Annotated in this window: 24 protein-coding genes and 1 pseudogene; 18 read left to right on the top strand and 7 right to left on the bottom strand. The window is 65.9% G+C overall.

Annotated features, from left to right (window positions below; translation table 11 throughout):
• Nucleotides 1-525, bottom strand: coding sequence for an amino-acid N-acetyltransferase (locus tag MMSP_RS19550; RefSeq protein ID WP_011741175.1), 525 nt, complete (start codon nt 523-525; stop codon nt 1-3).
• Nucleotides 526-582: 57 nt separating this feature from the next.
• On the opposite strand from MMSP_RS19550, the gene pgsA reads away from it, so the two are divergent.
• The 4 genes from pgsA to MMSP_RS19530 all read left to right on the top strand — a co-directional run bounded on the left by pgsA (nt 583) and on the right by MMSP_RS19530 (nt 3,450).
• Nucleotides 583-1,179: a CDP-diacylglycerol--glycerol-3-phosphate 3-phosphatidyltransferase gene (gene pgsA, locus MMSP_RS19545; RefSeq protein WP_181013034.1), complete on the top strand. Its 597-nt coding sequence runs from the start codon at nt 583-585 to the stop codon at nt 1,177-1,179.
• A 139-nt stretch (nt 1,180-1,318) separates the two neighbouring features.
• A complete protein-coding gene (gene clgR, locus MMSP_RS19540; protein WP_036427433.1) occupies nt 1,319-1,645 on the top strand; it encodes a transcriptional regulator ClgR in 327 nt (108 codons plus the stop codon).
• A 158-nt stretch (nt 1,646-1,803) separates the two neighbouring features.
• On the top strand, nt 1,804-2,619 hold the full coding sequence (gene pspA, locus MMSP_RS19535) for a phage shock protein PspA (protein ID WP_012393759.1): 816 nt from the start codon (nt 1,804-1,806) through the stop codon (nt 2,617-2,619).
• A gap of 15 nt (nt 2,620-2,634) precedes the next feature.
• Complete coding sequence (locus MMSP_RS19530; RefSeq protein ID WP_012393760.1) at nt 2,635-3,450, top strand: hypothetical protein; 816 nt, start codon at nt 2,635-2,637, stop codon at nt 3,448-3,450.
• An 8-nt stretch (nt 3,451-3,458) separates the two neighbouring features.
• Here MMSP_RS19530 and MMSP_RS19525 read toward each other — a convergent pair whose 3' ends face one another.
• On the bottom strand, nt 3,459-3,899 hold the full coding sequence (locus MMSP_RS19525; protein WP_020788005.1) for a limonene-1,2-epoxide hydrolase family protein: 441 nt from the start codon (nt 3,897-3,899) through the stop codon (nt 3,459-3,461).
• A 95-nt stretch (nt 3,900-3,994) separates the two neighbouring features.
• Between MMSP_RS19525 and MMSP_RS19520 the strand changes: the two genes are divergently transcribed.
• Complete coding sequence (locus MMSP_RS19520; protein ID WP_020788004.1) at nt 3,995-5,161, top strand: glycosyltransferase; 1,167 nt, start codon at nt 3,995-3,997, stop codon at nt 5,159-5,161.
• Between the two features lie 23 nt (nt 5,162-5,184).
• Nucleotides 5,185-5,391, top strand: coding sequence for a DUF3046 domain-containing protein (locus tag MMSP_RS19515; RefSeq protein ID WP_011741168.1), 207 nt, complete (start codon nt 5,185-5,187; stop codon nt 5,389-5,391).
• A 12-nt stretch (nt 5,392-5,403) separates the two neighbouring features.
• Here the strand turns inward: MMSP_RS19515 and MMSP_RS19510 are convergent, their stop codons facing one another.
• A complete protein-coding gene (locus MMSP_RS19510) occupies nt 5,404-6,051 on the bottom strand; it encodes a (2Fe-2S)-binding protein (RefSeq protein ID WP_020788003.1) in 648 nt (215 codons plus the stop codon).
• A gap of 170 nt (nt 6,052-6,221) precedes the next feature.
• Here MMSP_RS19510 and recA point away from each other — a divergent pair, with 170 nt between their 5' ends.
• The 4 genes from recA to MMSP_RS19490 all read left to right on the top strand — a co-directional run bounded on the left by recA (nt 6,222) and on the right by MMSP_RS19490 (nt 10,030).
• Entirely contained in the window at nt 6,222-7,262 is a 1,041-nt protein-coding gene (gene recA / locus MMSP_RS19505) for a recombinase RecA (RefSeq protein ID WP_012393764.1), read from the top strand.
• On the top strand, nt 7,228-7,749 hold the full coding sequence (gene recX, locus MMSP_RS19500) for a recombination regulator RecX (protein WP_011741165.1): 522 nt from the start codon (nt 7,228-7,230) through the stop codon (nt 7,747-7,749). Before recA ends, recX begins: the two co-directional genes overlap by 35 nt.
• 134 nt (nt 7,750-7,883) lie before the next feature.
• Nucleotides 7,884-9,422, top strand: a complete 1,539-nt coding sequence (gene miaB, locus MMSP_RS19495) for a tRNA (N6-isopentenyl adenosine(37)-C2)-methylthiotransferase MiaB (protein ID WP_223161124.1) — start codon at nt 7,884-7,886, stop codon at nt 9,420-9,422.
• The gene (locus MMSP_RS19490) at nt 9,419-10,030 is read left to right on the top strand and encodes a membrane protein (RefSeq protein WP_012393766.1); all 612 of its coding nucleotides are present in this window, start codon (nt 9,419-9,421) and stop codon (nt 10,028-10,030) included. The genes miaB and MMSP_RS19490 overlap by 4 nt, the downstream gene beginning before the upstream one ends.
• On the opposite strand, the gene MMSP_RS19485 is transcribed toward MMSP_RS19490, so the two are convergent.
• On the bottom strand, nt 10,027-11,379 hold the full coding sequence (locus MMSP_RS19485) for a DUF349 domain-containing protein (RefSeq protein ID WP_152522463.1): 1,353 nt from the start codon (nt 11,377-11,379) through the stop codon (nt 10,027-10,029). The genes MMSP_RS19490 and MMSP_RS19485 overlap by 4 nt on opposite strands.
• 237 nt (nt 11,380-11,616) lie before the next feature.
• Nucleotides 11,617-13,422, bottom strand: coding sequence for a serine/threonine-protein kinase (locus tag MMSP_RS19480; RefSeq protein ID WP_020787997.1), 1,806 nt, complete (start codon nt 13,420-13,422; stop codon nt 11,617-11,619).
• Between the two features lie 462 nt (nt 13,423-13,884).
• On the opposite strand from MMSP_RS19480, the pseudogene MMSP_RS19475 reads away from it, so the two are divergent.
• The 7 genes and pseudogenes from MMSP_RS19475 (at nt 13,885) to MMSP_RS19445 (ending at nt 21,407) form a co-directional block, all read left to right on the top strand.
• Nucleotides 13,885-14,785, top strand: a pseudogene (locus MMSP_RS19475) (DMT family transporter).
• Nucleotides 14,786-15,004: 219 nt separating this feature from the next.
• Nucleotides 15,005-15,982 (top strand): DMT family transporter, encoded by a 978-nt coding sequence (locus tag MMSP_RS19470; protein WP_011741160.1) that lies wholly within the window; start codon nt 15,005-15,007, stop codon nt 15,980-15,982.
• Between the two features lie 46 nt (nt 15,983-16,028).
• Nucleotides 16,029-16,724: a hypothetical protein gene (locus MMSP_RS19465; RefSeq protein WP_020787995.1), complete on the top strand. Its 696-nt coding sequence runs from the start codon at nt 16,029-16,031 to the stop codon at nt 16,722-16,724.
• Entirely contained in the window at nt 16,721-17,665 is a 945-nt protein-coding gene (gene miaA, locus MMSP_RS19460; RefSeq protein WP_020787994.1) for a tRNA (adenosine(37)-N6)-dimethylallyltransferase MiaA, read from the top strand. Before MMSP_RS19465 ends, miaA begins: the two co-directional genes overlap by 4 nt.
• A 4-nt stretch (nt 17,666-17,669) precedes the next feature.
• Nucleotides 17,670-18,542, top strand: a complete 873-nt coding sequence (gene dapF / locus MMSP_RS19455; protein WP_020787993.1) for a diaminopimelate epimerase — start codon at nt 17,670-17,672, stop codon at nt 18,540-18,542.
• Nucleotides 18,543-18,588: 46 nt separating this feature from the next.
• The gene (hflX, locus tag MMSP_RS19450; protein WP_020787992.1) at nt 18,589-20,103 is read left to right on the top strand and encodes a GTPase HflX; all 1,515 of its coding nucleotides are present in this window, start codon (nt 18,589-18,591) and stop codon (nt 20,101-20,103) included.
• Nucleotides 20,104-20,246: 143 nt separating this feature from the next.
• Nucleotides 20,247-21,407, top strand: coding sequence for an acyl-CoA dehydrogenase family protein (locus MMSP_RS19445; RefSeq protein WP_020787991.1), 1,161 nt, complete (start codon nt 20,247-20,249; stop codon nt 21,405-21,407).
• Nucleotides 21,408-21,435: 28 nt separating this feature from the next.
• On the opposite strand, the gene MMSP_RS19440 is transcribed toward MMSP_RS19445, so the two are convergent.
• Nucleotides 21,436-22,647 (bottom strand): TerC/Alx family metal homeostasis membrane protein, encoded by a 1,212-nt coding sequence (locus tag MMSP_RS19440; protein ID WP_036426738.1) that lies wholly within the window; start codon nt 22,645-22,647, stop codon nt 21,436-21,438.
• Nucleotides 22,648-22,941: 294 nt separating this feature from the next.
• Here MMSP_RS19440 and MMSP_RS19435 point away from each other — a divergent pair, with 294 nt between their 5' ends.
• Complete coding sequence (locus MMSP_RS19435; RefSeq protein ID WP_200861954.1) at nt 22,942-25,242, top strand: LGFP repeat-containing protein; 2,301 nt, start codon at nt 22,942-22,944, stop codon at nt 25,240-25,242.
• Between the two features lie 40 nt (nt 25,243-25,282).
• On the opposite strand, the gene lexA is transcribed toward MMSP_RS19435, so the two are convergent.
• Nucleotides 25,283-26,005 (bottom strand): transcriptional repressor LexA, encoded by a 723-nt coding sequence (gene lexA, locus MMSP_RS19430; RefSeq protein ID WP_020787988.1) that lies wholly within the window; start codon nt 26,003-26,005, stop codon nt 25,283-25,285.
• Nucleotides 26,006-26,152: the final 147 nt, after the last annotated feature.

Genomic DNA, 26,152 nt, shown 5'->3' with positions numbered 1-26,152 from the left:
TTAAAGCACCAACAGCATCCGGGTGTTGCCCAAGATGTTGGGCTTGATGTAGCTCAGATCCAGAAACTCCGCGACGCCGATGTCGTAGGAGCGGCACATCTCTTCGAACACCTCCGCGGTCACCGGCGTGCCCTCGATCTCGGTGAACCCGTGCGCGGTGAAGAATTCGGTCTCGAACGTCAGCACGAATAGTCGCTCTAGCTGCAGTTCCCGGGCCACCTCGAGCAGTCGGTCGACAATCGCGTGGCCGATGCCGTGCCCGGTCATAGCGGGATCCACCGCGACGGTGCGGACCTCACCGAGGTCCGACCACAACACGTGCAGGGCCCCGCAGCCGATCACGTTGCCCTGGATTTCGGGGTGTTCGGCAACCCAGAATTCCTGAACCGCTTCGTAAAGGGTGACCAGGTTCTTCTCCAGCAGGATCTTCCCCGCATAGGTGTCGACAAGCTTTTTGATCGCCGGGACGTCGGACGTTCTGGCACGCCGGACCACCGGCCGGAAATCCTGTTGACTTTCGGTCACGAGAAAACAGTATCGACATCGGCGGCGGGGCGGCTGGTCAAACGTTATTCTGTTGCGGTGTCAGGGCAGCCGCAAACAGGTCAGGTGCCGGGAACCGCAGGGATCGCCAACCTAGCCAACGTCCTGACTGGCCTGCGCTTTGTGCTGGTCCCGATTTTCTTGTACCTCCTGTTCTATGACGGAGGTCACCAAACGACTTTCCGGATAGCGGCATGGGCGGTATTCGCGGTTGCCAGCATCACCGATCGATTTGACGGACTGCTCGCCCGCAACTACGGCATGGCCACCGAATTCGGGGCGTTTGTTGATCCGATCGCGGACAAGGCCCTGATCGGGGCGGCGCTGATCGGGCTATCGATGCTCAACGACCTGCCGTGGTGGGTCACGGTGTTGATCCTGAGCCGCGAACTCGGGGTGACCATGCTGCGGCTGGCTGTCATCCGCCGCGGTGTCATTCCCGCCAGCTGGGGCGGCAAGCTCAAGACCGTCGTCCAAGCGGTGGCGATCGGGCTGTTCGTCCTGCCGCTTTCCGGCCCGCTGCACATGGCGGCGGTGGTCGTGATGGCCGCCGCAATCGTGCTCACGGTGGTGACCGGGATCGACTACGTGGCATCGACCGTCCGCGAAATTCGTGCCGGAAAACGCGCGTCGTAAGCCAGCGGGAACCACACCAGCTCACGCCGCGTTCATCTAAGAACCAGTGCTCTTGGGCGCTGCTGGTCGGGCGCTTGAACCGCATTTGGGTGCTTGATTTGGTCGTCATGGATGTTGAAGGCAGATGGAGGAGAGCACGATGGCGTCATTGGTGCGCGAGGTCATTGGCGACGTGTTGCGCGGGGAGCGAACTTCACAGGGCCTGACGCTGCGGGAGGTGTCCGACACCGCTCGGGTGAGTCTGGGGTATCTGTCCGAGATCGAGCGTGGCCGCAAGGAGCCGTCCAGCGAATTGCTCAATGCAATCTGCGACGCGTTGCAGGTCCCGCTGTCTGAGGTGCTCATCGGTGCGGGTGAGCGGATGGCGCGTGACGAACGCGCGATCCAGACCGCGCCGACCGGAGCCACCATCGATGCCGGCACCAGATTGGTCATTCCCCAGGTAGCGTCGCTGGCGGTGGCCTGAGCGCGGCGCAGCCGATCTGGTGCCGATCAGTTATGGGATCACGGGTGGGGAGATCGGCCCGGACCCACTAAATTGAGCGACAGGGTAAGTGTGCTGAGCTCAATCGGGCCCTACCCGGGACCCACCCGGCCCACAAGAAACGAAGGCGGAGCTAACCGATGGCCAATCCGTTCGTCAAAGCGTGGAAGTACCTCATGGCGCTGTTCAACTCCAAGATTGACGAGCACGCCGACCCCAAAGTGCAGATTCAGCAGGCTATTGAGGAAGCCCAGCGCACCCATCAGGCGCTGACCCAACAGGCCGCACAGGTGATCGGAAACCAGCGCCAGCTGGAGATGCGCCTCAACCGCCAGCTGGCCGACATCGAAAAGCTACAGGTCAACGTGCGTCAGGCGCTGACGCTGGCCGACCAGGCCACCGCCGCTGGCGACGCGGCCAAGGCGGTCGAGTACAACAACGCCGCCGAAGCGTTTGCCGCCCAGCTGGTGACCGCCGAGCAGAGCGTCGAAGACCTCAAAGCGCTGCACGACCAGGCCCTCAATGCCGCGGCTCAGGCCAAGCGGGCAGTCGAGCAGAACTCGATGGTGCTGCAGCAGAAGATTGCCGAACGCACCAAGCTGCTCAGCCAGCTGGAGCAGGCAAAGATGCAAGAGCAGGTCAGCTCGTCGCTGCGGTCGATGAGTGAGCTTGCCGCCCCCGGCAACGTCCCCAGCCTCGATGAGGTGCGGGACAAGATCGAACGCCGGTATGCCACCGCACTCGGTCAGGCCGAGCTCGCCCAAAGTTCGGTGCAGGGCCGCATGCTCGAAGTTCAGCAGGCCGGCGTGCAGATGGCCGGTCATTCCCGGCTGGAACAGATCCGGGCCTCGATGCGCGGCGAGTCGCTGCCGGCGGGAGGCGCGGCCACTCCCGGTGCCACTGGGGCCACCGAAACCGGTGGGGCGGTCGCAGAGAAACCTTTTGGTCAGCAGTAGGGCGGAGAGTCTCACATGGCGGTGAAGTCGGCTCAGCGCGGCCAGCGGCGTGCGTTGCTGCAGCGGGGTCTCGACTTCGTGGGTGATCTGTCCGACTTCGCCGCCCGCAAGATCAGCGCTGCCACCGATCCGCGAGCTCGCCAGCTGCGCCGCCGCCGCCGTGCGCTGCGGTGGGCGCTGATCTTCAGCGCCGGCTGCGTCTTTTGGGCCGCGGTGACGGCGGTGCTGGCAGCGTGGGGCTGGTTCGCGTTGCTGCTGCAGATCACAGGAGCGATCGCGGTGGTGCAGGTGATTCCCGCGACGTTGCTGTTCTTCCGCTACTACTGGCTGCGGTCGGAGCCGTTGCCGTCACAGCGGCCGACCACCACCCGGCGGTTGCCGCCGATGGGTTCGGCCGCCCGCCCCGCGATGGCCGCCCTGGGCGCCTCCGAACGTGGATTCTTCTCGCTGTTGGGTGTGATGGAGCGGGGCGCGCTGGTACCTGCGGCCGAAATCCAGGACCTGACCGATGCGGCCAACCACAGCGCCGCGGCGATGGCCGCCACGGCTGCCCAGGTGGTATCGATGGAGCGGGCGGCGCAGTATTCGGAATCCTCGCGTGGCCAACTGGTGCCCACCATCAATGCCTTTACCGCCCAACTAGGCGCCGGCGTGCGTCAGTACAACGAGATGGTGACCGCGGCAGCGCAATTGGTTTCGTCGGCCAACGGTGCCACCGTGGCCGAGGCGGTGTCGCAGCAGCGCTACCGCCACGAACTGGTCGGAGCTACCGATCGCCTGGCCGGCTGGGCGCAGGCCTTCGACGAACTGGGTGGGTTACCGCGCCGCTAGGTGTGCACCTACATGCGTGCCTTCAGCGCTGGGATCACCGCGCCGGCCACCCCGCGCAGCAATGCCTTGGTCATGTCGTAGAAATCGAAGTAGTCGCGCCACAGCGTGATGCGCTCGTCGTGTACCTCGAACGCGCTGCAGACCCAGAACTGAATTCGCAGCGGGCCGAGAATCAATGCATCGGTGCGTTCGGTGAGTACGGCGGCTCCATCGGCGGCGGCGCGATGGATCTTCACCTCGAACCCCATGCGCCCGTCCATCTGGCGGAACAGCCGCATCGCCCGGCTCCGGCCACGGATCGTCGGCAGTCCGACGTTCTGGTACACCAGGTGGTCGTCTAGGGCCGCGTTCGCCGCTTCGTAGTCCGCGTCCTGAAGCGCACTCAGGAAGCCCTCGACCGTGCGGATGTTGTCGGTGCTTGTTTGGCTTGTTTGAGTCAGCTCGGTCATGGTTGCCAGGGTAAGCGAGTACGGGCAACTGCGGTGGCTGGTCGGCGATTGGGCGGTGGCTGGGCACCGGCCAGGCACTGTGGCAGGGTGGTGCGGTGCGTGTCGCCGTGGTCGCCGGGCCGGATCCCGGCCATTCGTTTCCCGCGATTGCGCTGTGCCGGCGCTTTTTGGCGGCCGGCGATATTCCAACGCTGCTGACCGGTGTGGAGTGGTTGGACACCGCTCGGGCGGCCGGCGTTGACGCCATTGAGTTGGCGGGGCTGGTCGCCACCGACGAGGATCTGGATGCCGGCGCCAGGATTCATCGCAGGGCCGCTCAGATGGCCCTGCTCAACGCTCCGGCGCTGTCCGACCTGGCGCCCGACCTGGTGGTGTCCGACGTGATCACCGCCTGCGGGGGAATGGCGGCCGAGCGGTTGGGGATCCCCTGGATCGAGCTCAACCCGCATCCGCTGTATCGGCCGTCGAAAGGCCTGCCGCCGATCGGCAGCGGTCTGGCGCCGGGCACCGGAATTCGCGGCCGGCTGCGCGACACCACCATGCGGGCGCTGACGGCGCGGTCCTGGCGTGCGGGCCTGCGACAGCGCGCCGCGGTGCGGGCCGAGATCGGCCTGGCAGAGCATGATCCGGGCCCGCTGCGGCGATTGATCGCTACGCTGCCCGCCCTCGAGGTGCCGCGTCCGGACTGGCCTGCCGAGGCGATCGTGGTCGGCCCGTTGCACTTCGAACCGACCGATCAGCTGCTGAAAGTCCCTGCCGGTTCGGGTCCGGTGCTGGTCATCGCGCCGTCCACGGCATTGTCCGGAACCGCCGGACTGGCCGCGGTCGCACTGGAGTCGCTGATTCCGGGCGACACGCTGCCGTCGGGATCGCGGCTGGTGGTCTCCCGGCTCGGCGGTGACGATCTGGTGACACCGTCGTGGGCGGCGGTCGGGCTGGGCAGCCAGGCCGAGCTGTTGACCCACGCCGACGTGGTGATCTGCGGGGGCGGTCATGGGATGGTCTCCAAGACGTTGCTGGCCGGGGTGCCCCTGGTGGTGGTTCCCGGCGGCGGGGACCAGTGGGAGATAGCCAATCGCGTGGTACGCCAGGGCAGCGCTCGGCTGATCCGGCCGCTGGGCGCTGATGCGCTGGCGGCCGCGGTGAATGAGGTGCTGTCGTCGCCCGGTTACCGGGAGGCGGCGCAACGGGCCGCCGCCAGCATTGCCGACGTGGCCGATCCGGTGCAGGTCTGCCACGAAGCGCTGGCGCTTGCGGGATGACCGGATTGGCTGGCCGGCCCAGTATGTTGGCTGGCGTGCGGCTGACAGAGTTTCACGAACGGATCACGCTGCGGTTTGGTGCCGCCTACGGCGCATCGGTTCTGGTCGACCACGTCTTGACGGTCTTCGATGGCCGGACCGCCGCCCAGGCGATCGAGGCGGGTGTGGAGCCTCGCGACGTGTGGCGGGCGTTGTGCGCTGACTTCGATGTTCCCCGTGAGCAGTGGTGATCTAGGCGCCCGCTAGAGCGGGCAGTCGCCGCATTTCCCCGCGCCGGGCAGGCGGTAGTAGAGACAGCAACTGTTGCGCCGGAAGCTCAGATCGGCGCCTGCGATCACCCCTGATCCGGCCAGGCGGCCCATGCTCAGCAACTCGGCGGTGGTGCTGGCTACGGACTGGCGCAAGTCCGGCCGCGCCGAGATCAGCGCGCGTGACGCCCCGACGAGTGCCGACGCGATGTTGCCGGACAGCAGCGCGGGCGCCAACTTGGCGCGCAGGCCCGCTGCGAACGGCTCCATGTGGTCCTTGATGACGACGCGATACAACAATTCCGGGGACGGTGCGGCGGGCTCGCCGATGGGTTCGGGCAGCCGCAGCAGCGCGGCGTTGTCGGCACGCTGCAGGTTGGTCAGGTCGGGAACTACCCCCTGGCTCAAGACGCATGCGAGCACTGGTGACCACAGCCGGGCGGCATGGCCGAGATGCACCAGGGATGCGCCGATTCGCACCTCTGGCGTGCCATAGCGCTCGATGGTGGCGTCGATCAAGTCCGAGAACCCGTTGGCATAGGCCTGGGTGACCGGATGCCATCCCGTTGGGTCGCCGCCCACGGTCAGCCCGAAAAAACCTCCGTAGGAGGCGATTTCGGCCAGCTCGGCGGAGATGTTCATGCGTCCATCGGTAGCCGATATTGCCACACGCGGCGTGTCGAAACTTGAATCGAACAGATGTTCGGCTACTGTGGTCATCACTCGAAGACGCGATCTGTCGGTGGTCTTCTTTAGTGTCACAGCCAACCGACCCATACCGGTCATCGAACACCGACTATAGGAGAGGCACGATGGCGCAAGCTCCCGACCGCGAAAAGGCACTCGAACTGGCGATGGCCCAGATCGAGAAGAGTTATGGCAAAGGTTCGGTGATGCGCCTTGGCGACGAGGTACGGCAACCGATTTCGATCATCCCGACCGGATCCATCGCACTCGATGTTGCCCTGGGCATCGGCGGTCTGCCACGTGGCCGGGTGATCGAGATCTACGGCCCGGAATCCTCGGGTAAGACCACCGTGGCATTGCACGCGGTGGCCAACGCCCAGGCCGCCGGCGGCGTCGCGGCATTCATCGATGCCGAGCATGCGCTGGATCCCGAGTACGCCAAAAAGCTTGGTGTCGATACCGATTCCCTGCTGGTCAGCCAGCCGGACACCGGTGAACAGGCGCTCGAGATCGCCGACATGCTGATCCGTTCGGGGGCGCTCGACATCGTGGTGATCGACTCGGTGGCCGCACTGGTGCCACGCGCGGAGCTCGAAGGCGAAATGGGGGATAGCCATGTCGGCCTGCAGGCCCGGCTGATGAGCCAGGCGCTGCGGAAGATGACTGGCGCATTGAACAATTCGGGAACCACGGCGATCTTCATCAACCAGCTCCGCGACAAAATCGGGGTGATGTTCGGCTCACCCGAGACGACGACGGGTGGAAAGGCGCTGAAGTTCTACGCGTCGGTGCGCATGGATGTGCGTAGGATCGAAACGCTCAAGGACGGCACCAATGCGGTCGGTAACCGCACCCGGGTCAAGATCGTCAAGAACAAGGTCTCGCCACCGTTCAAACAGGCCGAGTTCGACATCCTCTACGGCAGGGGTATCAGCAGGGAAGGCTCGCTGATCGATATGGGTGTGGATCAGGGCTTCATCCGGAAATCCGGTGCGTGGTTCACCTACGAGGGCGAACAGCTCGGGCAGGGCAAGGAGAATGCCCGCAACTTCCTGCTGGAGAACGGCGAAGTGGCCAACGAGATCGAGAAGAAGATCAAAGAAAAGCTCGGTATCGGTGCAGTGGTGACTGATGACGGTGTCCTTCCCGCCCCCGTCGACTTCTGAGCCATCTCGCGAAGAGCAGGCGCGGGCGTTATGTCTGCGCCTGCTCACCGCGCGATCCCGGACTCGGGCAGAGTTGGCCGGTCAGCTGGCGAAACGTGGCTACCCCGAGGACGTCGGCGATCGCGTGCTGGATCGGCTTACCGCGGTAGGTCTGGTCGACGACGCCGACTTTGCCGCGGACTGGGTGCAATCCCGTCGGGCCAATGCGGGAAAGAGCAGGCGCGCACTGGCCGCTGAGCTGCAGGCCAAAGGGGTCGACCAGGATGTGATCGGCACCGCGCTGGCCGGACTCGACGCGGGTGCCGAGCGAGGCAGGGCCGAGCAACTCGTCAGGACCAAGCTCAGGCGCGAAAAGCTGACCGAGGATGACGCCCGGGTGACCCGCAGATTGGTGGCGATGCTGGCGCGTCGTGGCTACAGCCAGACTGTGGCGTGCGAGGTGGTCATCGCAGAACTGGCCGCCGAACGAGATCGCCGGCGGGTCTAGCCCGACTCTGTCCGGGAGGGGCTCGGCCACCGGCCGACACGCTGTCGGCCAGCCGGCCGCCGTACCATGGCCCCGTGACTTCGACGGTGGCGCACGGCGCCGGGTCTGCCGGCCCGGCCGATGATGCTGATCCCATGTCGGCGCGCACGTATCAGGTCCGCACCTACGGCTGCCAGATGAATGTCCACGACTCCGAACGAATGGCGGGCCTGCTCGAAGCCGCCGGCTACCGTCGTGCGGCCGAGGGCACCGATGCCGATGTAGTGGTCTTCAACACCTGCGCGGTACGGGAAAACGCCGACAACAAGCTCTACGGCAACCTCAGCCACCTGGCCCCGCGCAAGCGCACCAGTCCGGACATGCAAATCGCCGTCGGTGGTTGCTTGGCCCAGAAAGACCGCGACGCGCTGCTGCGCAAAGCGCCCTGGGTTGACGTGGTTTTCGGTACCCATAACATCGGGTCGTTGCCCGCGCTGCTCGACCGCGCCCGGCACAACCGGGTGGCTCAGGTGGAGATCGCCGAGGCGCTGCAGCAGTTCCCGTCGTCGCTGCCGAGCGCCCGTGAGTCTGCGTACGCCGCTTGGGTATCGATCTCGGTCGGCTGCAACAACACCTGCACCTTCTGCATCGTGCCGTCGCTGCGCGGCAAAGAGATCGATCGCAGCCCGGCAGACATCCTGGCCGAGGTCCAGTCGCTGGTGGATACCGGTGTAGTCGAGATCACCCTGCTGGGGCAGAACGTCAACGCCTACGGCGTCTCCTTCGCTGACCCCGCACTGCCGCGCAACCGGGGCGCTTTCGCCGAGTTGCTGCGGGCTTGCGGAGACATCGACGGGCTGGAGCGGGTCCGGTTTACCTCGCCGCACCCGGCCGAGTTCACCGATGACGTCATCGAGGCCATGGCACAAACACCCAACGTGTGCCCCGCCCTGCACATGCCCCTGCAGTCCGGATCGGATCGGGTGCTGCGCGCGATGCGGCGCTCCTACCGTGCCGAACGCTATCTGGGCATCATCGAGCGGGTTCGGGCCGCCATGCCGCACGCGGCCATCACCACGGATCTGATCGTGGGATTCCCGGGTGAGACCGAACAGGACTTTGCCGCCACCCTTGATGTGGTGCGGCAGGCCCGGTTCTCGGCCGCGTTCACCTTCCAGTACTCCAAGCGCCCCGGGACCCCGGCGGCCGAACTCGACGGGCAGTTGCCCAAAGCTGTTGTGCAGGAACGGTATGAGCGGCTCGTCGAGTTGCAGGAGCAGATCTCGCTGGAGGGCAACCGGGCCATCGTCGGACAGCGCGTCGAGCTGCTGGTGGCCACCGGAGAAGGACGCAAGGACACCCTGACGGCGCGCATGAGCGGCCGGGCGCGCGATGGGCGCCTGGTTCACTTCCGCGCCGGTGACGGGCCGGTTCGCCCCGGCGACATCGTCACCGTGGAGGTCACCGATGCCGCTCCGCACCACCTGATTGCCGACGGGGGCATTCTGGCCCACCGCCGTACCCGTGCCGGTGACGCGCACGCCGACGGACAGACCGTTCGGGGCATCGGCCTGGGCATGCCCGGCATCGGGCGGCCCGTGGTTCCCGTTGCGGCCGAAGCCACCTCATGCGGATCGGCGGGCGGATGCGGATCGGCGGACGGGGCTGGATCTAGCGCGGGTGACCCGCAATGAACGGAGAGGTTGACGTGGCGGATTTCGACGCCTACCGGTCTGAAATCGAGGCGGCAGAACGCCGGGTGGCGCGTGAGATCGACCCCGGCGCCAGAGCTTTGGTCGTCGCGATCCTCGTGTTCGTGCTGCTGGGGTCGTTCATCCTGCCGCACACCGGAAACGTGCGCGGATGGGATGTGCTGTTCAGCAGCAATGGGGCGACCGACGCCGCGGTGACGCTGCCGTCGCAGGTGTTCGCCTGGTTGACACTGGTATTCGGCGTGGGCTTCTCGATGCTGGCGTTGATGACACGACGCTGGACGCTGGCGTGGGTGGCCCTGGCGGGTTCGGCGTTGGCCAGTGGCACCGGGCTGTTGGCGGTGTGGTCGCGCCAGACCGTGGCCGCGGGTCAACCGGGTCCGGGCGTCGGGCTCATCGTGTCTTGGATCGCGGTGATCCTGTTGACGTTTCACTGGGCACGGGTGGTGTGGCAGCGCACGATAGTGCAGCTTGCTGCGGAAGAGCAGCGTCGTCGCGTGGTCGCCGAACAACAGTCGCAGACCTTGTTGGACAGCTTCAACACACCCGATGAGTCCGACGGGACCGCGGCCGAAAAAGACCAGGACTAGGTTTTGCGGGTCAGCGCGTCGGCCGCGGCTGCCGCCCACTGCCGCCACTGTTCGGCGTTGGCCTTTGCCTGTTCGGCTTCCTTGGTCTTACCCGCCGCGGTTGCCTTGGCGGCTTGCTGTTCGAACTGCTCGACTCGGGCCTGGAACTGCTCGGCGCGCGCCTGAGCCTGTGGATCCGACCAATTGGATTCGCCGGCTTCGCGCACCTTTTTCTCGACCGCGCGCAACCGACGCTCCAATTCGGCGGTGCGCTCGCGGGGCACGCGGCCGATCGCGTCCCACTTGTCGGTGATGGTGCGAAGCGCTGCTCGCGCGGCGTCGCGGTTGGTGGTGTCGAGCTTCTCCGCCTCGACGAGCAGGGCCTCCTTGGCGGTGGCATTGGCGCGGAACTCGGCGTCTCGCTCCGCGGTCGCGGCGTTGCGCGCGGTGAAAAAGGCATCCTGGGCGGCTTTGAAACGACGCCATAACGCATCGTCGACGTCCTTGCTGGCGCGTCCCGCCGCTTTCCATTCGGCGAGTAGTTTGCGGAATTCAGCGCTGGTGGGGGCCCAGTCCGTGGAGTCGGACAACTCCTCCGCGCGCTCGCAGAGCCGCTCTTTGCTCTGCTTGACCCCAGATCGCTCACGGTCGAGTTCGGCGAAATGGGAGCCCCGTCGACGGTTGAAGGTGTCACGGGCCGCCGAGTAGCGCTTCCACAACGCGTCATCGACCTTGCGGTCCAGGCCGCTGATCGTCTTCCATTCGTCGAGGATCGCGCGCAGCCGGTCGCCGGCGGCCTTCCATTGGGTCGAGTTGGCGGCCAGTTCCTCAGCCTCGGCGGCCAGCGCCTCTTTGCGCGAGGTCTGGGCGGCCCGATGTTCGTCTCGTTTGGTGCGGTCGGCGACGGCCATGCTGTCGGCCTGTTCGCACAGGCTGGCCAGCCTGGTGGCCAGCGCATCGAGGTCCCCGAGCACCGACGCGATCGGCAGTGTCTCGGCCAGCGCTGCGGCGTTGGCGCGGATCTTGCGGGCGTCTCCGGTGCCGGCGGCCAGCCGCTCCTCCATCAGCGTGATCTCGGTGTTCAAGTCGTCGAAACGCCTGCCGAAATGCGCAAATGCGGCCTCGGCGTCCCCGGCCTGCCAGGACCCGACGATGCGCTCGCCGGCGGTGGTGATCAGCCAGACCGTGCCGTCGTCGTCGACACGACCGAACCGGTGGGGATCGCTGGGCGCGGATACCACCACCGGATGGGCAACGGGTCGGGGCGACGGCCTGGGGCCGGGCCTGGGTCCCGGCCGCGGTCCCGGCCGTGGGCCGGGGCCCGAAACCGTCGGGTGCAAATCGTTGCCGCGGGGTTCGTCAGCCGTCATGCGCTCGTCACCTACCCTTTGCACCCTCTGCGCGGTCCGTATCCCGCGCACCTGCCGCGCGAAGTGGCACCCAATATCCGATCTGCAGCTCTGATGGGGCCGACGGCTTCACCAGAGGGCACAGACCGGTTCTAACAGTTCCAACAGTATTGAAGCAGCTTGCCCCGCCATACACCGACACCTTGGTCGGTGTTGGTTAACTGCCCATCTGGACAGTTTCACAAACGAGGCCGGCTATCACGAGTGCTTTTTCCACCAGCTGTAGAGCTCTTCGAGGTTGGGGCCCCGCGGATCGCCCTGGACCACGCTGATCATCAACTGGGCTTCGTTTGTCCACACCACCGAGGGACTGCCCTCCTGGATCGCGCAGAAGATCATGCCGCCGACCTGTGGGCTATCGGGATGGTGCCAGGCGGTCGGTGACTTCTTCTCGCCTGGGCAGTCGACCATGATGTCGGTGCGCAGCAGGCCGTCGAAATACTGGCGCAGCGTCGCCGTTTCCCCGAACAGCGTGTACACGCCCCGGGACGGGCCCCCAGGGTCGACGTTCTTGTCGCAGGTGACCCTGGCCAGCGAGTCCTTGGCCGGCAGAAAGGCCCGGCAGGTGCCCGGTGCGTAACCCAGTGGAAGCGTGCTCAGTAGGCGGGCCAGCGCGTCCGCCGACGCCGGCGAGGGCGCGCTGGGCGAAGCCGTCGACGGGCTGGTGGAAGCGGACTCGGACTTCGGCCGGAAGCTGAGCCAGATGCCCTGGGCGGCGAAGACGATCAGGGCCACCAGGGCGGCGGCGCCGAGCAGCATCCACGGGTTGCGCAGGCGTGCGGCCAAGAAGTGTGGGCCCGGGCCCGACGGTGATGTGTCGCTCGTCTGCTTCGGCGGTTGCGGGGGCGTCGGGGGAACTGGGGGAGTCGGGGGTGTCAGGGGCGCCGGGGGTGCCTGTGGTGGTGGTGCGGCCGTCAGATCGCCCCAAGAACTCGTGCTCGCGTCGAATAACGGGACGTTGGCTTCCGATGTGGGGAATGACGGAATCGACAGGGGCCCGGAGATCCTCAGGTCGGGCTGCGAAGTCGATGCGACCGGGGTGGGTGCCGATGGTGACGCCGTCGACGGGCTCGCAAAGGTGATACCGGCCTCTGCCGCGGCGTCGGTGTGCAGGCCACCGGCCTCCTCACTACGTTTGAGGATGCGAAATTCTTGAGCCTGGTGCGGTGCGCTGAGCGCTTGGTGCGCCGCCGCAGCCAGTTCGCCCGCGCTTGCGAAGCGGTCCTCCGGGCGTTTGGCCATTCCGCGCGCGATCACCGCGTCGAACGTGGCGGGGATACCGGGCCGCAGCTGGCTGGGACGCGGGATGGGCGCCATCAGATGCGCGGTGATCAACATGCCGGCGCTGTCCGCCCGATATGGCGGGGTTCCGGTCAGGCACTCATGGAGCACGCAGGTCAGCGAATAGATGTCGGCACGCTGATTCATTTCGGCGTCGGAAAACCGCTCCGGGGCCATGTACCTCCAGGTCCCCACCGCGCTGCCGATCTGCGTCAGTTTCTCGTCGGTCGCCGCACTGGCGATCCCGAAGTCCACCAGGTAAACGAAGTCATCCTGGGTCACCAGGATGTTTTCCGGTTTCACATCCCGATGCATCACGCCGGCCGCGTGGGCGGCGTCCAATGCGGAGGCGACCTGATGCACCAGCGCCACCGCCCACGGGGGTGTCACCGGACCGAACCGTTCCAGCAGCAGCGCCAGGTGGGTGCCCTCGATGAGGCGCATGTCCAGGTAGAGCTGCCCGTCGATTTCACCGTAATCGTGAATGGGCACCACGTGCGGCTCTTGCAGCCTGCCCGCGTTGCGGGCCTCACGCTGCATCCGCATGCGAAACACGGGATCGTGGCTGAGCGACTCCGACATCAACTTCAGTGCCACCACGCGCTGTCTCACGGTGTCCACGGCCTCGTAGACCTCGCCCATGCCGCCGGTGCCAAGCTGTCGCTTGAGGTAGTAGGGCCCGAAGCGGGTACCTACTCGCGAGCGTCGCGCGGAGGCGCTCATCGCCTACTCCTCAAACCAGCGGGTAATCGCACCGGCAAGCCACACTCACCGGCCGACCTGCCGACCGCATACCCCGGTCTAGCAACCATGACGGTAATTGCTCACCATTGTGGATGCACCAAAACTGCAGCATCCGTCCTATAGCTGCAACCGTTCCGTTAGTTGCGCTGTGTGCTCGCGCGGGAATTTGGGCAGGTCGGATCGGCATAGCCGGCGCCCCGATCGATTTTGTGAATTGCGGTGATCGGGTGTGCGCGCTGCTGGCGTGCGGACCGTCCAGCTGGTGTCGCGGCCGACCGGTCGGCTGCGAAATGCGCGGCCCGATGCCCGGGTGAGGCAACCATTTCTATGGGATCGCGCGATTGAGATGCTTAACCAGCACACACGGGTCATTATTGAACAACTGCCTAACGGAAGGTTTACGCAGACAGCTTGCAGCTGAATGCGGTGGGAGGGCACCAAATGGCCAATGTCGAAGTCTCGGCGTCGCTCGCCCTGGGCGCGGCGCTGCTGGCCGGGGTCGGCTACGTGGTGCTGCAGCGGTCAGCGCAGCAGGTCACCGAGGACGAGGTTGGTCACTTCACGCTGCTGCACCTCTCGCTACGCCATGGTCAGTGGTGGCTGGGCAGCGCCGCGGCTCTGTCCAGCTTCACCCTGCAGGCCATCGCGTTGACCATGGGGTCTGTGGTGCTGGTGCAGTCGCTGCAGGCGACCGCGCTGCTTTTCGCCCTGCCGATCGATTCTTGGCTTACTCAGCATCGGATCACCGCTCGAGAGTGGATGTGGGCGATCTTGCTGGCCGGCGCGGTGGCGGTCATCGTGACGGCAGGGGATCCCACGGCTGGCCACGCGCGCGCCCCGCTGTCGACCTGGGCGGTGGTTGCCGCGGTGATGATTCCGGCCTTGGTGGTCTGCGTGGTAGCGGCGCGGGTCACCTCCGGTGCTCTGTCGGCGGTGCTACTAGCGGTCTCTTCGGCCAGCTGTGCTGGCCGTGTTCACGGTGTTTACCAAAGGCGTTGTCACGCTCATCGGCACCGGCTTCGGGCCGCTAGTGCGCGCCCCCGAGTTCTACGCCTGGATGACGGTGCTGCCGATCGGTCTGATGCTTCAGCAATCATCGCTGCGGGCCGGCTCGTTGACCGCGTCATTGCCGACCATCACCGTGGCCAGGCCGGTGATTGCTTCGCTGTTGGGGGTCACGGTGCTCGACGAGGTGCTACAGACCGGCGACTTGGGCGTGTTTGTGTTGCTGGTTGCCGTTGCCGTGGTGATCGTGGCCACCGTGGCGCTGGCTCGCGACGAAGCCGCCATGATGGCGCCCGCCGACAATCTCAACGCGGCCGGCCAGCTTGCCATGCCGTAGCCGTGTGAACCGAAACACATCTGGCACACAGGTTCTGCATAGCTTCCTAAAGAGTTGCCGCTGTTAGGTGGGTGCACGGTGGGTATTTGGGGTCGGTTCGAATCCAGCTAGTTGCCAGCCCGGCGGGGTAAGCCTGGTTGAGAACACCACCAAAACGGGTAGTGGATACCGGATGTACGAACGGTTTCCCGAGGGCGAGTTTTGGCGAGGAGGTTGGCCATGACGACGACGGAGATCGCGGCTGTTCTCGCGCTGGGTGCCGCGTTCGCATCCGCGCTGGGCAACGTGACGCGTCAGCGTTCCGCTCAGGAGATCACCGACGAACAGGTGGGCCACCTGGAGCTGTTCTGGCTGTCATTGCGCGACTCGCGCTGGTGGCTGGGAGCCCTCGGCGCGATCGCGAACTATCTGCTGCAGGCCGCCGCCCTGACGCTGGGATCGGTGGTGCTGGTGTCGGCGCTGCAGGTGACGGCGCTGTTGTTCGCGCTGCCGATATACGCCCGTGTTACTCGGCGCCGGGTGACGCGCTGGGAGTGGACCTGGGCTGTGCTGTTGGCCGTTTCGCTGGCGGTGGTGGTCATCGTTGGCGACCCGGATGTCGGCGTGTCGCGTGGTTCACTGGCGACCTGGATGGTGGTGGCCTCGGTGCTGGGCCCGGTAATGGTGTTCTGTGTGCTTGGTGCACGGATCTGGTCAGGATCGGTGGCCGCGGTGCTGCTGGCGGTGGTCTCGGGGTGTTCGTTGGCGCTGTTCGCCGTGCTCACCAAGGCGGTCGTCGAAGTGGTCGGCGGGGGAGCCGGCGCACTGTTTCGCGCGCCGGAGTTCTATGTCTGGATCGCCGCCGCGCTGGGCGGAATGATCTTCCAGCAGTCCTCGTTTCGCGCGGGCACGTTGACCGCCTCGTTGCCGACGGTGGTGGTGGCCAAACCATTGATGGGCGCGGTGCTGGGCATGGTCGTCCTGGGCGAAACACTCGATACCACCGGCCCCGGGCTTGTCGTGGTGGCCTTTGGCGTGGTCCTGGTGCTCGTCGCGACGATAGCGCTGGCCCGCGGAGAGGCCGAGAAGGTGGCCGAAGAGGCGGTCGAGAGTGGCCATATTCCGGCAACGATGCCCCACCGGGCGGTCACCATGCACTTCGGGCCCGCCGACGACGACGTGCAGACCGACCGGTTGCGCAGGGCGCCGGCGGGTTAGCCCCAACCGGTCGAACCGGCGCGCGCCGAGACACTAGTTTGGTGACGTGCTGAGCGCCATCGCGATCATCCCGTCCGCGCCTGTGCTTGTCCCCGAACTGACCGGACTGGCCGGCGCCGAAGTGGCCGACCTGAGGTCGGCGGTGGTCGCAGCGGCGAGCTCGTTGCCGAACCACTGGGTTGGCATCGGGGTCGGCCCCGAAGATCAGGTAGCCGGCCCCGACGCGGTCGGGACTTTTGCGGGCTTCGGGGTAGACGTGCAGGTCCGCCTTGCCCCAGCGCTTGGCGAGCAACCGGGTCCGCCGTCCGACCTTCCGCTCTGCGCATTGCTGGCGGGTTGGGTTCGCGGTCAGGTACGGCCCGCCGCCACCGCGAAAATCCAGGTCTACGCCCACGGCCGGGAATCCGAAGACGCACTGGTGCAGCGCAAGCTACTGCGCGCCGAGATCGACCGGACGGCCGATCCGGTCGGTGTGCTCGTCGTTGCCGACGGCGTCAATACGTTGACCCCAAGCGCGCCGGGCGGCTATGACCCCACCGGCGCCCCGGCCCAACTGCTCCTTGACGACGCGCTGGCCGGCGGTGACGTCGCCGCCCTGGCGCGGTTGCCCGAACGAGTGCTCGGGCGCCCCGCGTTCCAGGTGCTGGCCGGCCTTTGCGGTGCCGGGCCCCGATCGGCCACGGAGCTCTATCGCGGGGCACCCTTCGGTGTGGGGTGCTTCGTCGGTGTCTGGCAGCCATGAGACCACTGGCGATCATCGGCCCGACGGGCAGCGGAAAGTCGCAACTGGCGCTCGACGTGGCCGAGCGGCTGGCCGGCGAGGTACCCGCGGAGATCGTGAACGCCGACGCGATGCAGCTCTATCGCGGCATGGACATCGGCACCGCGAAGCTGTCGGTCGCAGCGCGCCGTGGCATCCCGCATCATCAACTCGACGTCCTCGACGTCGCCGAAACGGCGACCGTCGCCCGCTACCAGCAGGCGGCGGCGGCCGACATCGAGGCGATTATCGCTCGCGGGCATGTGCCGATCGTGGTGGGCGGTTCCATGCTCTACGTCCAGTCGCTGCTCGACAACTGGTCGTTTCCGGCAACCGATCCGGCGGTGCGGGCCAGATGGGAAGAATGTCTGGCCGAACTCGGGGTCGGCGAGCTGCACGCCGAACTGGCTCGGCGCGACCCGGCCGCCGCCGCCACGATCCTGCCCACCGACGGTCGCCGCATCGTGCGCGCGCTCGAGGTCATCGAGCTCACCGGGCAGCCGTTCGCCGCATCCGCGCCGCGCATCGGCGCCGCCCAATGGGGCACCGCGATTATCGGGTTGGATTGCGACACAACAATTCTGGATGATCGGCTGGCGGTGCGCACCGATTCGATGTTCGAGCGGGGCCTGGTCGAGGAAGTGCGCGTGTTGCTGCGCGCGGGTCTGCGCGACGGGGTGACCGCCGCGCGTGCGCTGGGTTATGCCCAGGTGCTCGCGGCTCTCGACGCCGGCGGCGGCGCGGAGCTACTCGACGACGCACGTGAGCAGACCTATTTCGGTACCCGCCGTTACGTCCGACGGCAGCGGTCGTGGTTTCGCCGGGACCACCGAGTGCACTGGTGCGACGCCGGCGCAACCGGTCCCTCCGATCGCGTCGCCATGGTCGATGAGGCGCTGCGGGTGTGGCGGCACGTAACCTGATCTGGTGATCTTCGCCAAGGGCCACGGCACCCAGAACGATTTTGTGCTGTTGCCTGACGTGGCGGCCCGGCTGTCGCTGACCGCCGCGCAGGTTGCGGCGCTCTGCGATCGCCGCCGGGGTTTGGGCGCTGACGGCATCCTGCGGGTCACCACCGCGGATGCGGCCGTGGCGGCCGGTGTTCTGCACCGTCTGCCCGACGGTGTCAGTCCGGGCGACTGGTACATGGACTACCGCAACGCCGACGGGTCGACCGCTCAGATGTGTGGCAACGGCGTGCGAGTGTTCGCCCATTACCTGCGAGCCAGCGGGTTGGAGACGCGCGATGAGTTCGTGGTCGGGTCACTGGCCGACCCGCGGCCGGTTACCGTGCACCACGCCGATCAGACCCACGCCGACGTCACCGTCGACATGGGCAAGGCCAACAAGCTGGGGCCGGGGGAGGCCGTCGTTGGCGGCAGGCGGTTATCCGGCGTGGCCGTTGACGTCGGTAATCCGCACCTGGCATGCCTTGATCCGGGGCTGACACCGGAGCAGCTGGCAGCGTTGGATGTGGGGGCCCCGGTGAGCTTCGATCACGCGCAATTTCCCGAGGGCGTCAACGTCGAGGTTCTCACCGCGCCGGCCGCCGGCGTGGTGTGCATGCGTGTTCATGAACGCGGCGTTGGTGAAACCCGCTCCTGCGGCACCGGCACCGTCGCCGCCGCCGTCGCCGCGCTGGCGAGCGCAGGACAGGAGACCGGCACGCTGACCGTCCGCATTCCCGGCGGGGATGTCACGGTCAACATCACCGATGCGACCAGCCTGCTGCGCGGGCCGTCGGTGCTGGTCGCCAGCGGTGAGATCAGCGAGGAATGGTGGCGCGATCAACGGCGTTAATTCAGGTGCGCGACACCCATCCACCGTGCACTATTGCTAATTGCCTATGACATATTCCGAATTTCCCGATTCCGTTCGGCGGGCTTCTCAGCCCGCCGCCGAGCCCAGCATCGGCGAGCTCGCCCTCGAAGACCGGTCCGCGCTGCGCCGCGTCGCCGGGCTGTCGACCGAGCTCGCCGACGTCTCCGAGGTCGAGTACCGACAGCTGCGACTGGAGCGTGTGGTGTTGGTCGGCGTGTGGACCGAAGGTACCGCGGCCGACAACCAGGCGAGCCTTGCGGAGCTGGCCGCACTGGCCGAAACCACCGGTTCCCAGGTGCTCGAAGGGCTTATCCAACGTCGTGACCGGCCCGACCCGTCCACCTACATCGGCTCGGGCAAGGCCGCCGAACTACGCGAAGTGGTGGTGGCGACCGGGGCCGACACCGTCATCTGTGATGGCGAATTGTCACCGGCCCAGCTGACCGCCCTGGAGAAGGCGGTCAAGGTCAAAGTCATCGACCGCACCGCGCTGATTTTGGACATCTTTGCCCAGCACGCGACCAGCCGAGAGGGCAAAGCCCAGGTTGCGCTGGCTCAAATGGAGTACATGCTGCCGAGGCTGCGCGGCTGGGGTGAGTCGATGTCGCGGCAGGCCGGTGGCCGAGCCGGTGGCAGCGGCGGCGGGGTCGGCTTGCGCGGCCCGGGTGAGACCAAGATCGAGACCGACCGTCGTCGCATCCGGGAGCGGATGGCCAAGCTACGGCGCGAGATCAAGGCGATGAAGCAGGCCCGCGACACTCAGCGCAGCCGGCGGCTGCATAGCGACGTGCCCTCGATTGCGATCGTCGGCTACACCAACGCCGGCAAGTCCAGCCTGCTCAACGCGCTCACCGGCGCCGGGGTCCTGGTGCAGGACGCGTTGTTCGCGACACTGGATCCAACCACCCGGCGCGCGGAGTTCGACCCCGATTCCAATGGTGCGCGACCCTTTCTGTTCACCGACACCGTCGGTTTCGTGCGCCATCTGCCCACCCAGCTGGTCGAGGCGTTTCGGTCCACGCTGGAGGAGGTCATCGACGCGGATCTGCTGTTACACGTCGTCGACGGCTCCGACCCGAACCCGTTGGCCCAGATCAACGCGGTGCGCCAGGTGATCTCCGAGGTCATCGCCGACGAGGCCACAGGCGGCGGTGAGGCCAGTGATGGGAGGGCCGGCAGTGCCGGCGCCGAGGCGCCGCAGGAGCTGCTGGTCGTCAACAAGGTGGATGCCGCCGGTGACCTGGCATTGGCCGAGCTGCGTCACGCTCTGCCCGGCGCGCTATTCGTCTCCGCACACACCGGCGACGGTATCGATGTGCTCTGGCGCAAGCTGGCAGAGCTCGCCGCTCCCACCGATACCGCCGTGGATGTGGTGATCCCATATGACCGCGGTGACCTGGTGGCGCGCATGCACGCCGATGGGCGGGTGCAGCAGGCGGAGCATCAGCCGGAGGGCACCCGGATCAGGGCCCGGGTGCCTGGTGCACTGGCGGCCACTTTGCGGGAATTCGCTGCATCGCCTGCCGGGCCGGGGGAGTAGCGGCCGCCCGGGTTATTGCCGCAAATTTCGCGTTGGCCTGCCACTCGTTGCAACCGGATGCCCAATAACGGCCCCAACAGGCCTACCAACCGTATGGTTGGTATACGGTGTGCAGCAAGATTATCTTCGGCGGAGGTCTATTCATGGGCAGTGCCATCAAGTACCAGCGCACTCTATTCGAACCTGAGCACGATCTATTCCGCGAGTCTTACCGCGGCTTTCTGGAGCGCCATGTAGCGCCATGTCACGACGAATGGGAAAAGGCCAAGATCGTCGATCGAGGCGTGTGGCTTGAAGCCGGCAAACAAGGTTTCCTCGGCATGGCGGTACCCGAGGAGTACGGCGGCGGGGGCAACCCCGACTTCCGGTACAACACGATCATCACCGAGGAGACCAGCGCCGGGCGCTATAGCGGCATCGGTTTCGGGTTGCACAACGACATCGTGGCCCCCTACCTGCTGGCGTTGGCAACCGAAGAGCAAAAGCAGCGTTGGCTGCCGAAGTTCTGTACCGGGGAGTTCATTACGGCGATCGCGATGACTGAGCCGGGAACCGGCAGTGACCTGCAGGGCATCAAGACCCGCGCCGTCAAGCAGGGTGATCATTACCTGCTGAACGGTTCAAAAACCTTCATCACCAACGGGATCAACGCGGACTTGGTCATCGTGGTAGCTCAGACCGATCCCGAGAAAGGCGCCCAGGGCTTTTCGCTGCTGGTGGTCGAACGCGGGATGGAGGGCTTCGAACGGGGCCGTCATCTCGACAAGATCGGCCTGGATGCCCAGGACACCGCGGAACTGTCCTTCTCCGACGTGCAGGTGCCGGTCGAAAACTTGCTTGGCCAAGAGGGAATGGGCTTCATCTACCTGATGCAGAACCTGCCCCAGGAGCGCATCTCCATCGCCATCATGGCCGCCGCCGGGATGGAATCGGTGCTAGACCAGACGCTGCAATACACCAAGGAACGTAAGGCATTTGGCAGGTCCATTGGCAATTTTCAGAACAGTCGCTTTGTCCTGGCTGAGCTGGCCACCGAGGCCACCATGGTCCGCATCATGGTCGACGAGTTCATCGAGTTGCACCTTGACGGCAAGTTGACGGCCGAGCAGGCCGCCATGGCCAAGTGGTACTCCACCGAGAAGCAGGTGTCCTTGAACGACCGGTGCCTGCAGCTCCACGGGGGCTACGGGTACATGCGCGAATATCCAGTTGCCCGAGCCTATCTGGATTCACGGGTGCAGACGATTTACGGTGGCACAACCGAAATCATGAAAGAGATCATCGGCCGCAGCCTGGGTATCTAGCCGCACCGCGGTGTGGCTCTGACGGGTCTCACTCGCGCGCTTCGCGCGCGTTGTGGGCCTGTTGCAGCAGCGTTGTCAGCTCCGTGTCCTGCTGCACCTGGGCGCGGTGTTTCAATGGGAGTGAGCTGATTTCGTCTTCGGCCTGTAGCAGCGCTGCGAAGATCCCTTCTCGTTCGACCGGATCCGCCGGGTGATGCAGATCGAGATACTCCAGGGCGTGTCGACGGGCTCGGGCAGCGGCGTTTTCCCTGCGTCCGCGTACCGAAACCAATGACGCCACCGTTGTGAGAAGTAGGACGACGACAATCACGGTCAACGACATCGCGGTGCTCATCTCCACGGTCGTGACCGGCCTGCCCCGGTTAATGAATGCAATGGTGTTGTGATGCAACGCTTCTAGCATCAGCTTGATGCCGATGAAGCCCAGAATCGTCGCTAGGCCGTAGGGCAGATAGATCAGCCGGTACAGCAGCAGGGCTCCGGCGTTCCCTGGGTACAGCAGATTGTCGATCAGAAAGTACAACTGTCGCAGACCCAACAATGAGAACGCGGTCGCAGCGAACACCAGATAGACGTTCTGGGTCAGGCCAAACAGCGCCGGCACCGAGTCGAACGCGAACAGCACGTCGCTGCCGCCAACCGCGAGCATTACCAGAAGCAGCGGAGTCATGACCCGACTTTCGTTCTCCACGATAAAAAATCGGTCGCCGTTGTAGTTCTGGGAGGTACGCAGGAACCGATTGGCCAGGCGGATGGCGAGATTGTCGGCGTCGCGGCTTTCCGCTGCGGCGGGTTTGGCGAGGTTACCCGCCATGATCAGCAGCGTCAGACCGAACACATAGAAGGCCGCGTTGAAGTGTTCGATGACTGCGCCACCGAGCAGGATGAAACCGGTGCGTGCGATGAGTGCGAATGCAACACCGAACAGCAAGACCTTCTGCTGAGCGACCCGTGGGACCCCGAAGCTGCTGATCACCACCAGGAAGACGAATAGGTTGTCGACAGAAAGGGCTTCGTTGCTCAAGTAGCCCGCGAAGTATTCGATCCCCATGCCGATGCTGCCGAAGATCACCACGCCGACACCGAACAGGATCGCAACCCCGATGTAGATCGCTGACCATAAAGCGGCTTCACGCAGCGTCGGCACGTGGGTATGACGTACGTGAAATACGTAGTCGAACAGCATCAGAGCCGCGACCATCACGATCGTGAGGGCCCAGACAATAGTGGGAACACCCATTTCCAGCTGGGTTTCCTCTCGCGGTGTAAGTCGAGTTAGGCTCGTGCGCACGGTAACCTAATCGCCGTGCGGGTAGCAGTTCGGTTCATCGCGAAAGGAGCTCGGCCCCGCATCGATTCGACATCAGCTGGGTATCCGTTTCGTAATATCTGCGAATTGACTTCGCATTTGTCACTCGCTGTAGCAAAGTAATGGGGGCCCCTGGCAGCGACGCGGATCGTAGCTAGAGGACGGCTCAAGGGTGGCGGTCCATTGAAACGCTAGGCGGGGCAGCGGCATCGGCTGGGAGGCTTGGTGAACGGGCAGAGAGGTCAATTGAGCAGGCTGATTGGGCGTGCATTGCTCAGTTTGGCGGCTTCGGTGGTGGCAGTCACGTTGCTGGCGCCTACCGCGACGGCGTCGCCGATCGGCGACGCCGAAGCCGCCATGATGGAAGCTTGGGACAAGGCCGGCGGCGATACGTCAACACTCGGTGCCCGCAAGGGCGACGTTTATCCCGTCGGTGACGGATTCGCGCTGGACTTCGACGGCGGAAAGATGTTCTTCACCCCGCAGACTGGGGCCAAGTACATGTACGGCCCGATTCTGGCGAAGTATGACGAGCTAGGCGGTCCGGCAGACAGCGATCTGGGCTTTCCGACGATTAATGAAGTCCCCGGTCTGGCCGGCCCCGATAGCCGGGTGAGCACCTTCTCCGCCAGCGACAACCCGGTGATCTTCTGGACGCCCGACCACGGGGCGTTCGTCGTGCGTGGCGCGATGAACGCCGCGTGGGACAAGCTGGGCAGCTCCGGCGGTGTATTGGGTGCCCCGATAGGGGACGCGACATTCGACGGCGAGGTCACTTCGCAGAAGTTCACCGGCGGCGAGGTGTCCTGGAACCGGCAGACCAAGGAGTTCACCACCACCCCGACGGTACTGGCCGATCAGCTCAAGGGCCTGCAGGTGGCGATCGACCCCACCGCGGCCATCAATATGGCCTGGCGCGCCGCCGGCGGCGCCACCGGCCCGTTGGGCGCCAGGAAGGGCGCCCAGTACCCGATCGGCGGCGATGGTATCGCCCAGGAGTTCGAGGGCGGAAAGGTCTTCTTCAGCCCGGCTACCGGTTCGAACGCGGTCGAGGGCGAGATTCTGGCGAAGTACGAGTCGCTGGGTGGGCCGGTGAGCAGCGACCTTGGTTTCCCCACCGCCAACGAGTCTGACGGCGGCATCGAGCCGGCGAGCCGGGTCGCTGCCTTCTCGGCGGCCGACAAGCCGGTGATCTTCTGGACGCCCGATCACGGCGCCTTCGTCGTGCGCGGAGCCATGAAGGTCGCCTGGGACAAGCTCAAGGGTGCCACCGGGAAACTGGGCGCACCGGTCGCCGATCAGACCGAGGCCGGCGATGTGGTGTCGCAGAAGTTCACCGGCGGCACGATTTCGTGGAACCGGGCGACCAATAGTTTCAGCACCGACCCGGCGAACCTGGCGCCGCTGCTCTCGGGCCTTCAGGTGTCCGGCCAGAATCAGCCCAGCACGTCGGCGGCGCCCCCGCACAGCAAGAAGTTCACCTGGCATTGGTGGTGGCTGGCGGCCGCCATCCCGGTGCTGCTGCTGGTGGTATTCCTCGTGGTGATGGCTGTTGGCCTGCGCCGGCGTCGCGCCGGCCAGGAGACCCACGGCTATGAGCCGGCCGAGCACGATGCGGAATCCGGCTACGACGCCATCGGTGGCCAGTGGCCCCATGACGAGTTGGACTTCGGTTCCGAACACTTCCCGCCTGATGATCACGATCTGGCGCATGCGGCGTCGGACTCCGGCACCGGGGCCCGGGTCAGCTGGCCGCGTGGTGGTGGTGGCCCTGCCTACGGCGAGGAGATGCCGCCCTCGTTCCACGAAGATTTCGAGCGGGACGAGTTCGCACACGAGGACTTCGAACATGAAGACTTCGAAGATGAGGACTTCGAGCACGAAAACTTCGAACACGAGGACTTCGGGGCCGATGACGAAGACCCCGACGCGGTGGACACCACACCCACCCCCGTGATCTCCATCGCCGACTTGGCCGAAGCGGTGCGGCAGGAGACCGCCGTGCCGGAAACCGCGGTCACCGAGGCCTTCGGGCTACCGCACCGGTATGTTCCGGAACCAGTCGTTCCGGAGACCGCGGCACCGGAGGCAGCGGTTCCGGAAACCGCGGTCCACGAGGACGATTTCCCGAAAAGCTTCATGCCCGGCGGTGGTACCGCAGACGCCACGACCGAGATCCGCGTGCTCCCGGAAGCGGCCGGATCGCCTCGTCCACCCAGGGCCGGACGGCACGCCGCGGCCGAAACGGCGGAGGATGACTCCGAGGACGAGGTCACCGTGCATGCTCGGCAAGCCCATGCCCCAGCGGCCGCCGCAGCTGGGCCAAGCGCGGGGGCGCGACCGACGATCCACATGCCGCTCGACCACGACCCGTACCAGGCGCCGGAGGGATATCCCATCAAGGCCAGCGCCCGCTTCGGCCTGTACTACACGCCGAGCAGTGCGCTGTACTACGACACCCTTGCCGAGATCTGGTTCGCCACCGAAGCGGCCGCGCAAGCCAACGGTTTCATCAAGGCCGACTAGAGGGCCGCACTGCCCGTGGTGGTTGGCACCCCGGGTGCCGCTATATCTTGCGGATAACCGTGACCACCTTGCCGAGCACGGTCGCGTCATTGCCGGGGATCGGATCAAAGGCGGGGTTGTGCGGCATCAGCCATATCTGGCCTCCCGCGCGCTTGAACGTCTTGACCGTCGCCTCGCCGTCGATCATCGCCGCAACGATATCGCCGTTGTCTGCGACGTTCTGCTGTCGCACCACCACCCAGTCGCCGTCACAGATCGCGGCTTCGACCATGGACTCCCCGACAACCTTGAGCAGAAACAGTGTTCCCTGGCCAACCAGCTCACGCGGTAGCGGGAACACATCTTCGACGGCTTCCTCGGCCAGGATCGGTCCGCCGGCCGCGATGCGTCCCAGGACCGGGACAAACGTGGGTTCCGGCAGCGCGTCCGAACCCGCGACATCGGTGACCGGGGCGGCGGTCACCGTGTCGTCAGCGCCACGCACGTCGACGGCGCGGGGGCGATTGGGGTCGCGGCGCAGATAGCCCTTGCGCTCCAGGGTGCGTAGTTGGTGCGCGACCGACGAGGTCGACGTCAAGCCGACGGCATCGCCGATCTCCCGGATGCTCGGTGGGTATCCGCGATCGTTCACCGACGTCCGGATGACGTTCAAAATGGTGCGCTGCCGCTCCGTCAACGCCGTGTCTACTAATTGCGCGCGATTGTCCGCTCCACTGGCTCCGTCACTCGCCCCGTCGACCGTGGTGTCGCTGCTGTCGCTCATGGGACTGAATGTAGCCGTACCGCGCCCAAGAATCAAACATGTGTTCGACCAGTGTGTCGCGGGGTTAGTGGCATGCCTCAGGTGCCCGCCGCGGCGGCGCGAACTGGCGAATCACAAAGGTGTAACTCGGCGCGAGGCCGGGTATTC

Origin of the sequence: Mycobacterium sp. 012931 (assembly GCF_000419295.1) — a bacterium.
Classification (GTDB): Bacteria; Actinomycetota; Actinomycetes; order Mycobacteriales; family Mycobacteriaceae; genus Mycobacterium; species Mycobacterium marinum.
Note: the sequence above shows the minus strand (reverse complement) of the source record. Positions and strands in the feature narration are given on the sequence as shown.

Coding starts and splice junctions, on each gene's coding strand:
- MMSP_RS19470 (WP_011741160.1), top strand. CDS start 15,005: ATGACGACGACGGAGATCGCGGCTGTTCTCGCGCTGGGTGCCGCGTTC.
- miaA (WP_020787994.1), top strand. CDS start 16,721: ATGAGACCACTGGCGATCATCGGCCCGACGGGCAGCGGAAAGTCGCAA.
- pspA (WP_012393759.1), top strand. CDS start 1,804: ATGGCCAATCCGTTCGTCAAAGCGTGGAAGTACCTCATGGCGCTGTTC.
- MMSP_RS19440 (WP_036426738.1), bottom strand. CDS start 22,647: ATGGGTGTTCCCACTATTGTCTGGGCCCTCACGATCGTGATGGTCGCG.
- clgR (WP_036427433.1), top strand. CDS start 1,319: ATGGCGTCATTGGTGCGCGAGGTCATTGGCGACGTGTTGCGCGGGGAG.
- MMSP_RS19445 (WP_020787991.1), top strand. CDS start 20,247: ATGGGCAGTGCCATCAAGTACCAGCGCACTCTATTCGAACCTGAGCAC.
- MMSP_RS19480 (WP_020787997.1), bottom strand. CDS start 13,422: ATGAGCGCCTCCGCGCGACGCTCGCGAGTAGGTACCCGCTTCGGGCCC.
- recA (WP_012393764.1), top strand. CDS start 6,222: ATGGCGCAAGCTCCCGACCGCGAAAAGGCACTCGAACTGGCGATGGCC.
- miaB (WP_223161124.1), top strand. CDS start 7,884: ATGTCGGCGCGCACGTATCAGGTCCGCACCTACGGCTGCCAGATGAAT.
- MMSP_RS19490 (WP_012393766.1), top strand. CDS start 9,419: ATGAACGGAGAGGTTGACGTGGCGGATTTCGACGCCTACCGGTCTGAA.
- MMSP_RS19485 (WP_152522463.1), bottom strand. CDS start 11,379: ATGACGGCTGACGAACCCCGCGGCAACGATTTGCACCCGACGGTTTCG.
- MMSP_RS19510 (WP_020788003.1), bottom strand. CDS start 6,051: ATGAACATCTCCGCCGAGCTGGCCGAAATCGCCTCCTACGGAGGTTTT.
- recX (WP_011741165.1), top strand. CDS start 7,228: ATGACGGTGTCCTTCCCGCCCCCGTCGACTTCTGAGCCATCTCGCGAA.
- MMSP_RS19525 (WP_020788005.1), bottom strand. CDS start 3,899: ATGACCGAGCTGACTCAAACAAGCCAAACAAGCACCGACAACATCCGC.
- lexA (WP_020787988.1), bottom strand. CDS start 26,005: ATGAGCGACAGCAGCGACACCACGGTCGACGGGGCGAGTGACGGAGCC.
- MMSP_RS19515 (WP_011741168.1), top strand. CDS start 5,185: ATGTTGGCTGGCGTGCGGCTGACAGAGTTTCACGAACGGATCACGCTG.
- MMSP_RS19530 (WP_012393760.1), top strand. CDS start 2,635: ATGGCGGTGAAGTCGGCTCAGCGCGGCCAGCGGCGTGCGTTGCTGCAG.
- hflX (WP_020787992.1), top strand. CDS start 18,589: ATGACATATTCCGAATTTCCCGATTCCGTTCGGCGGGCTTCTCAGCCC.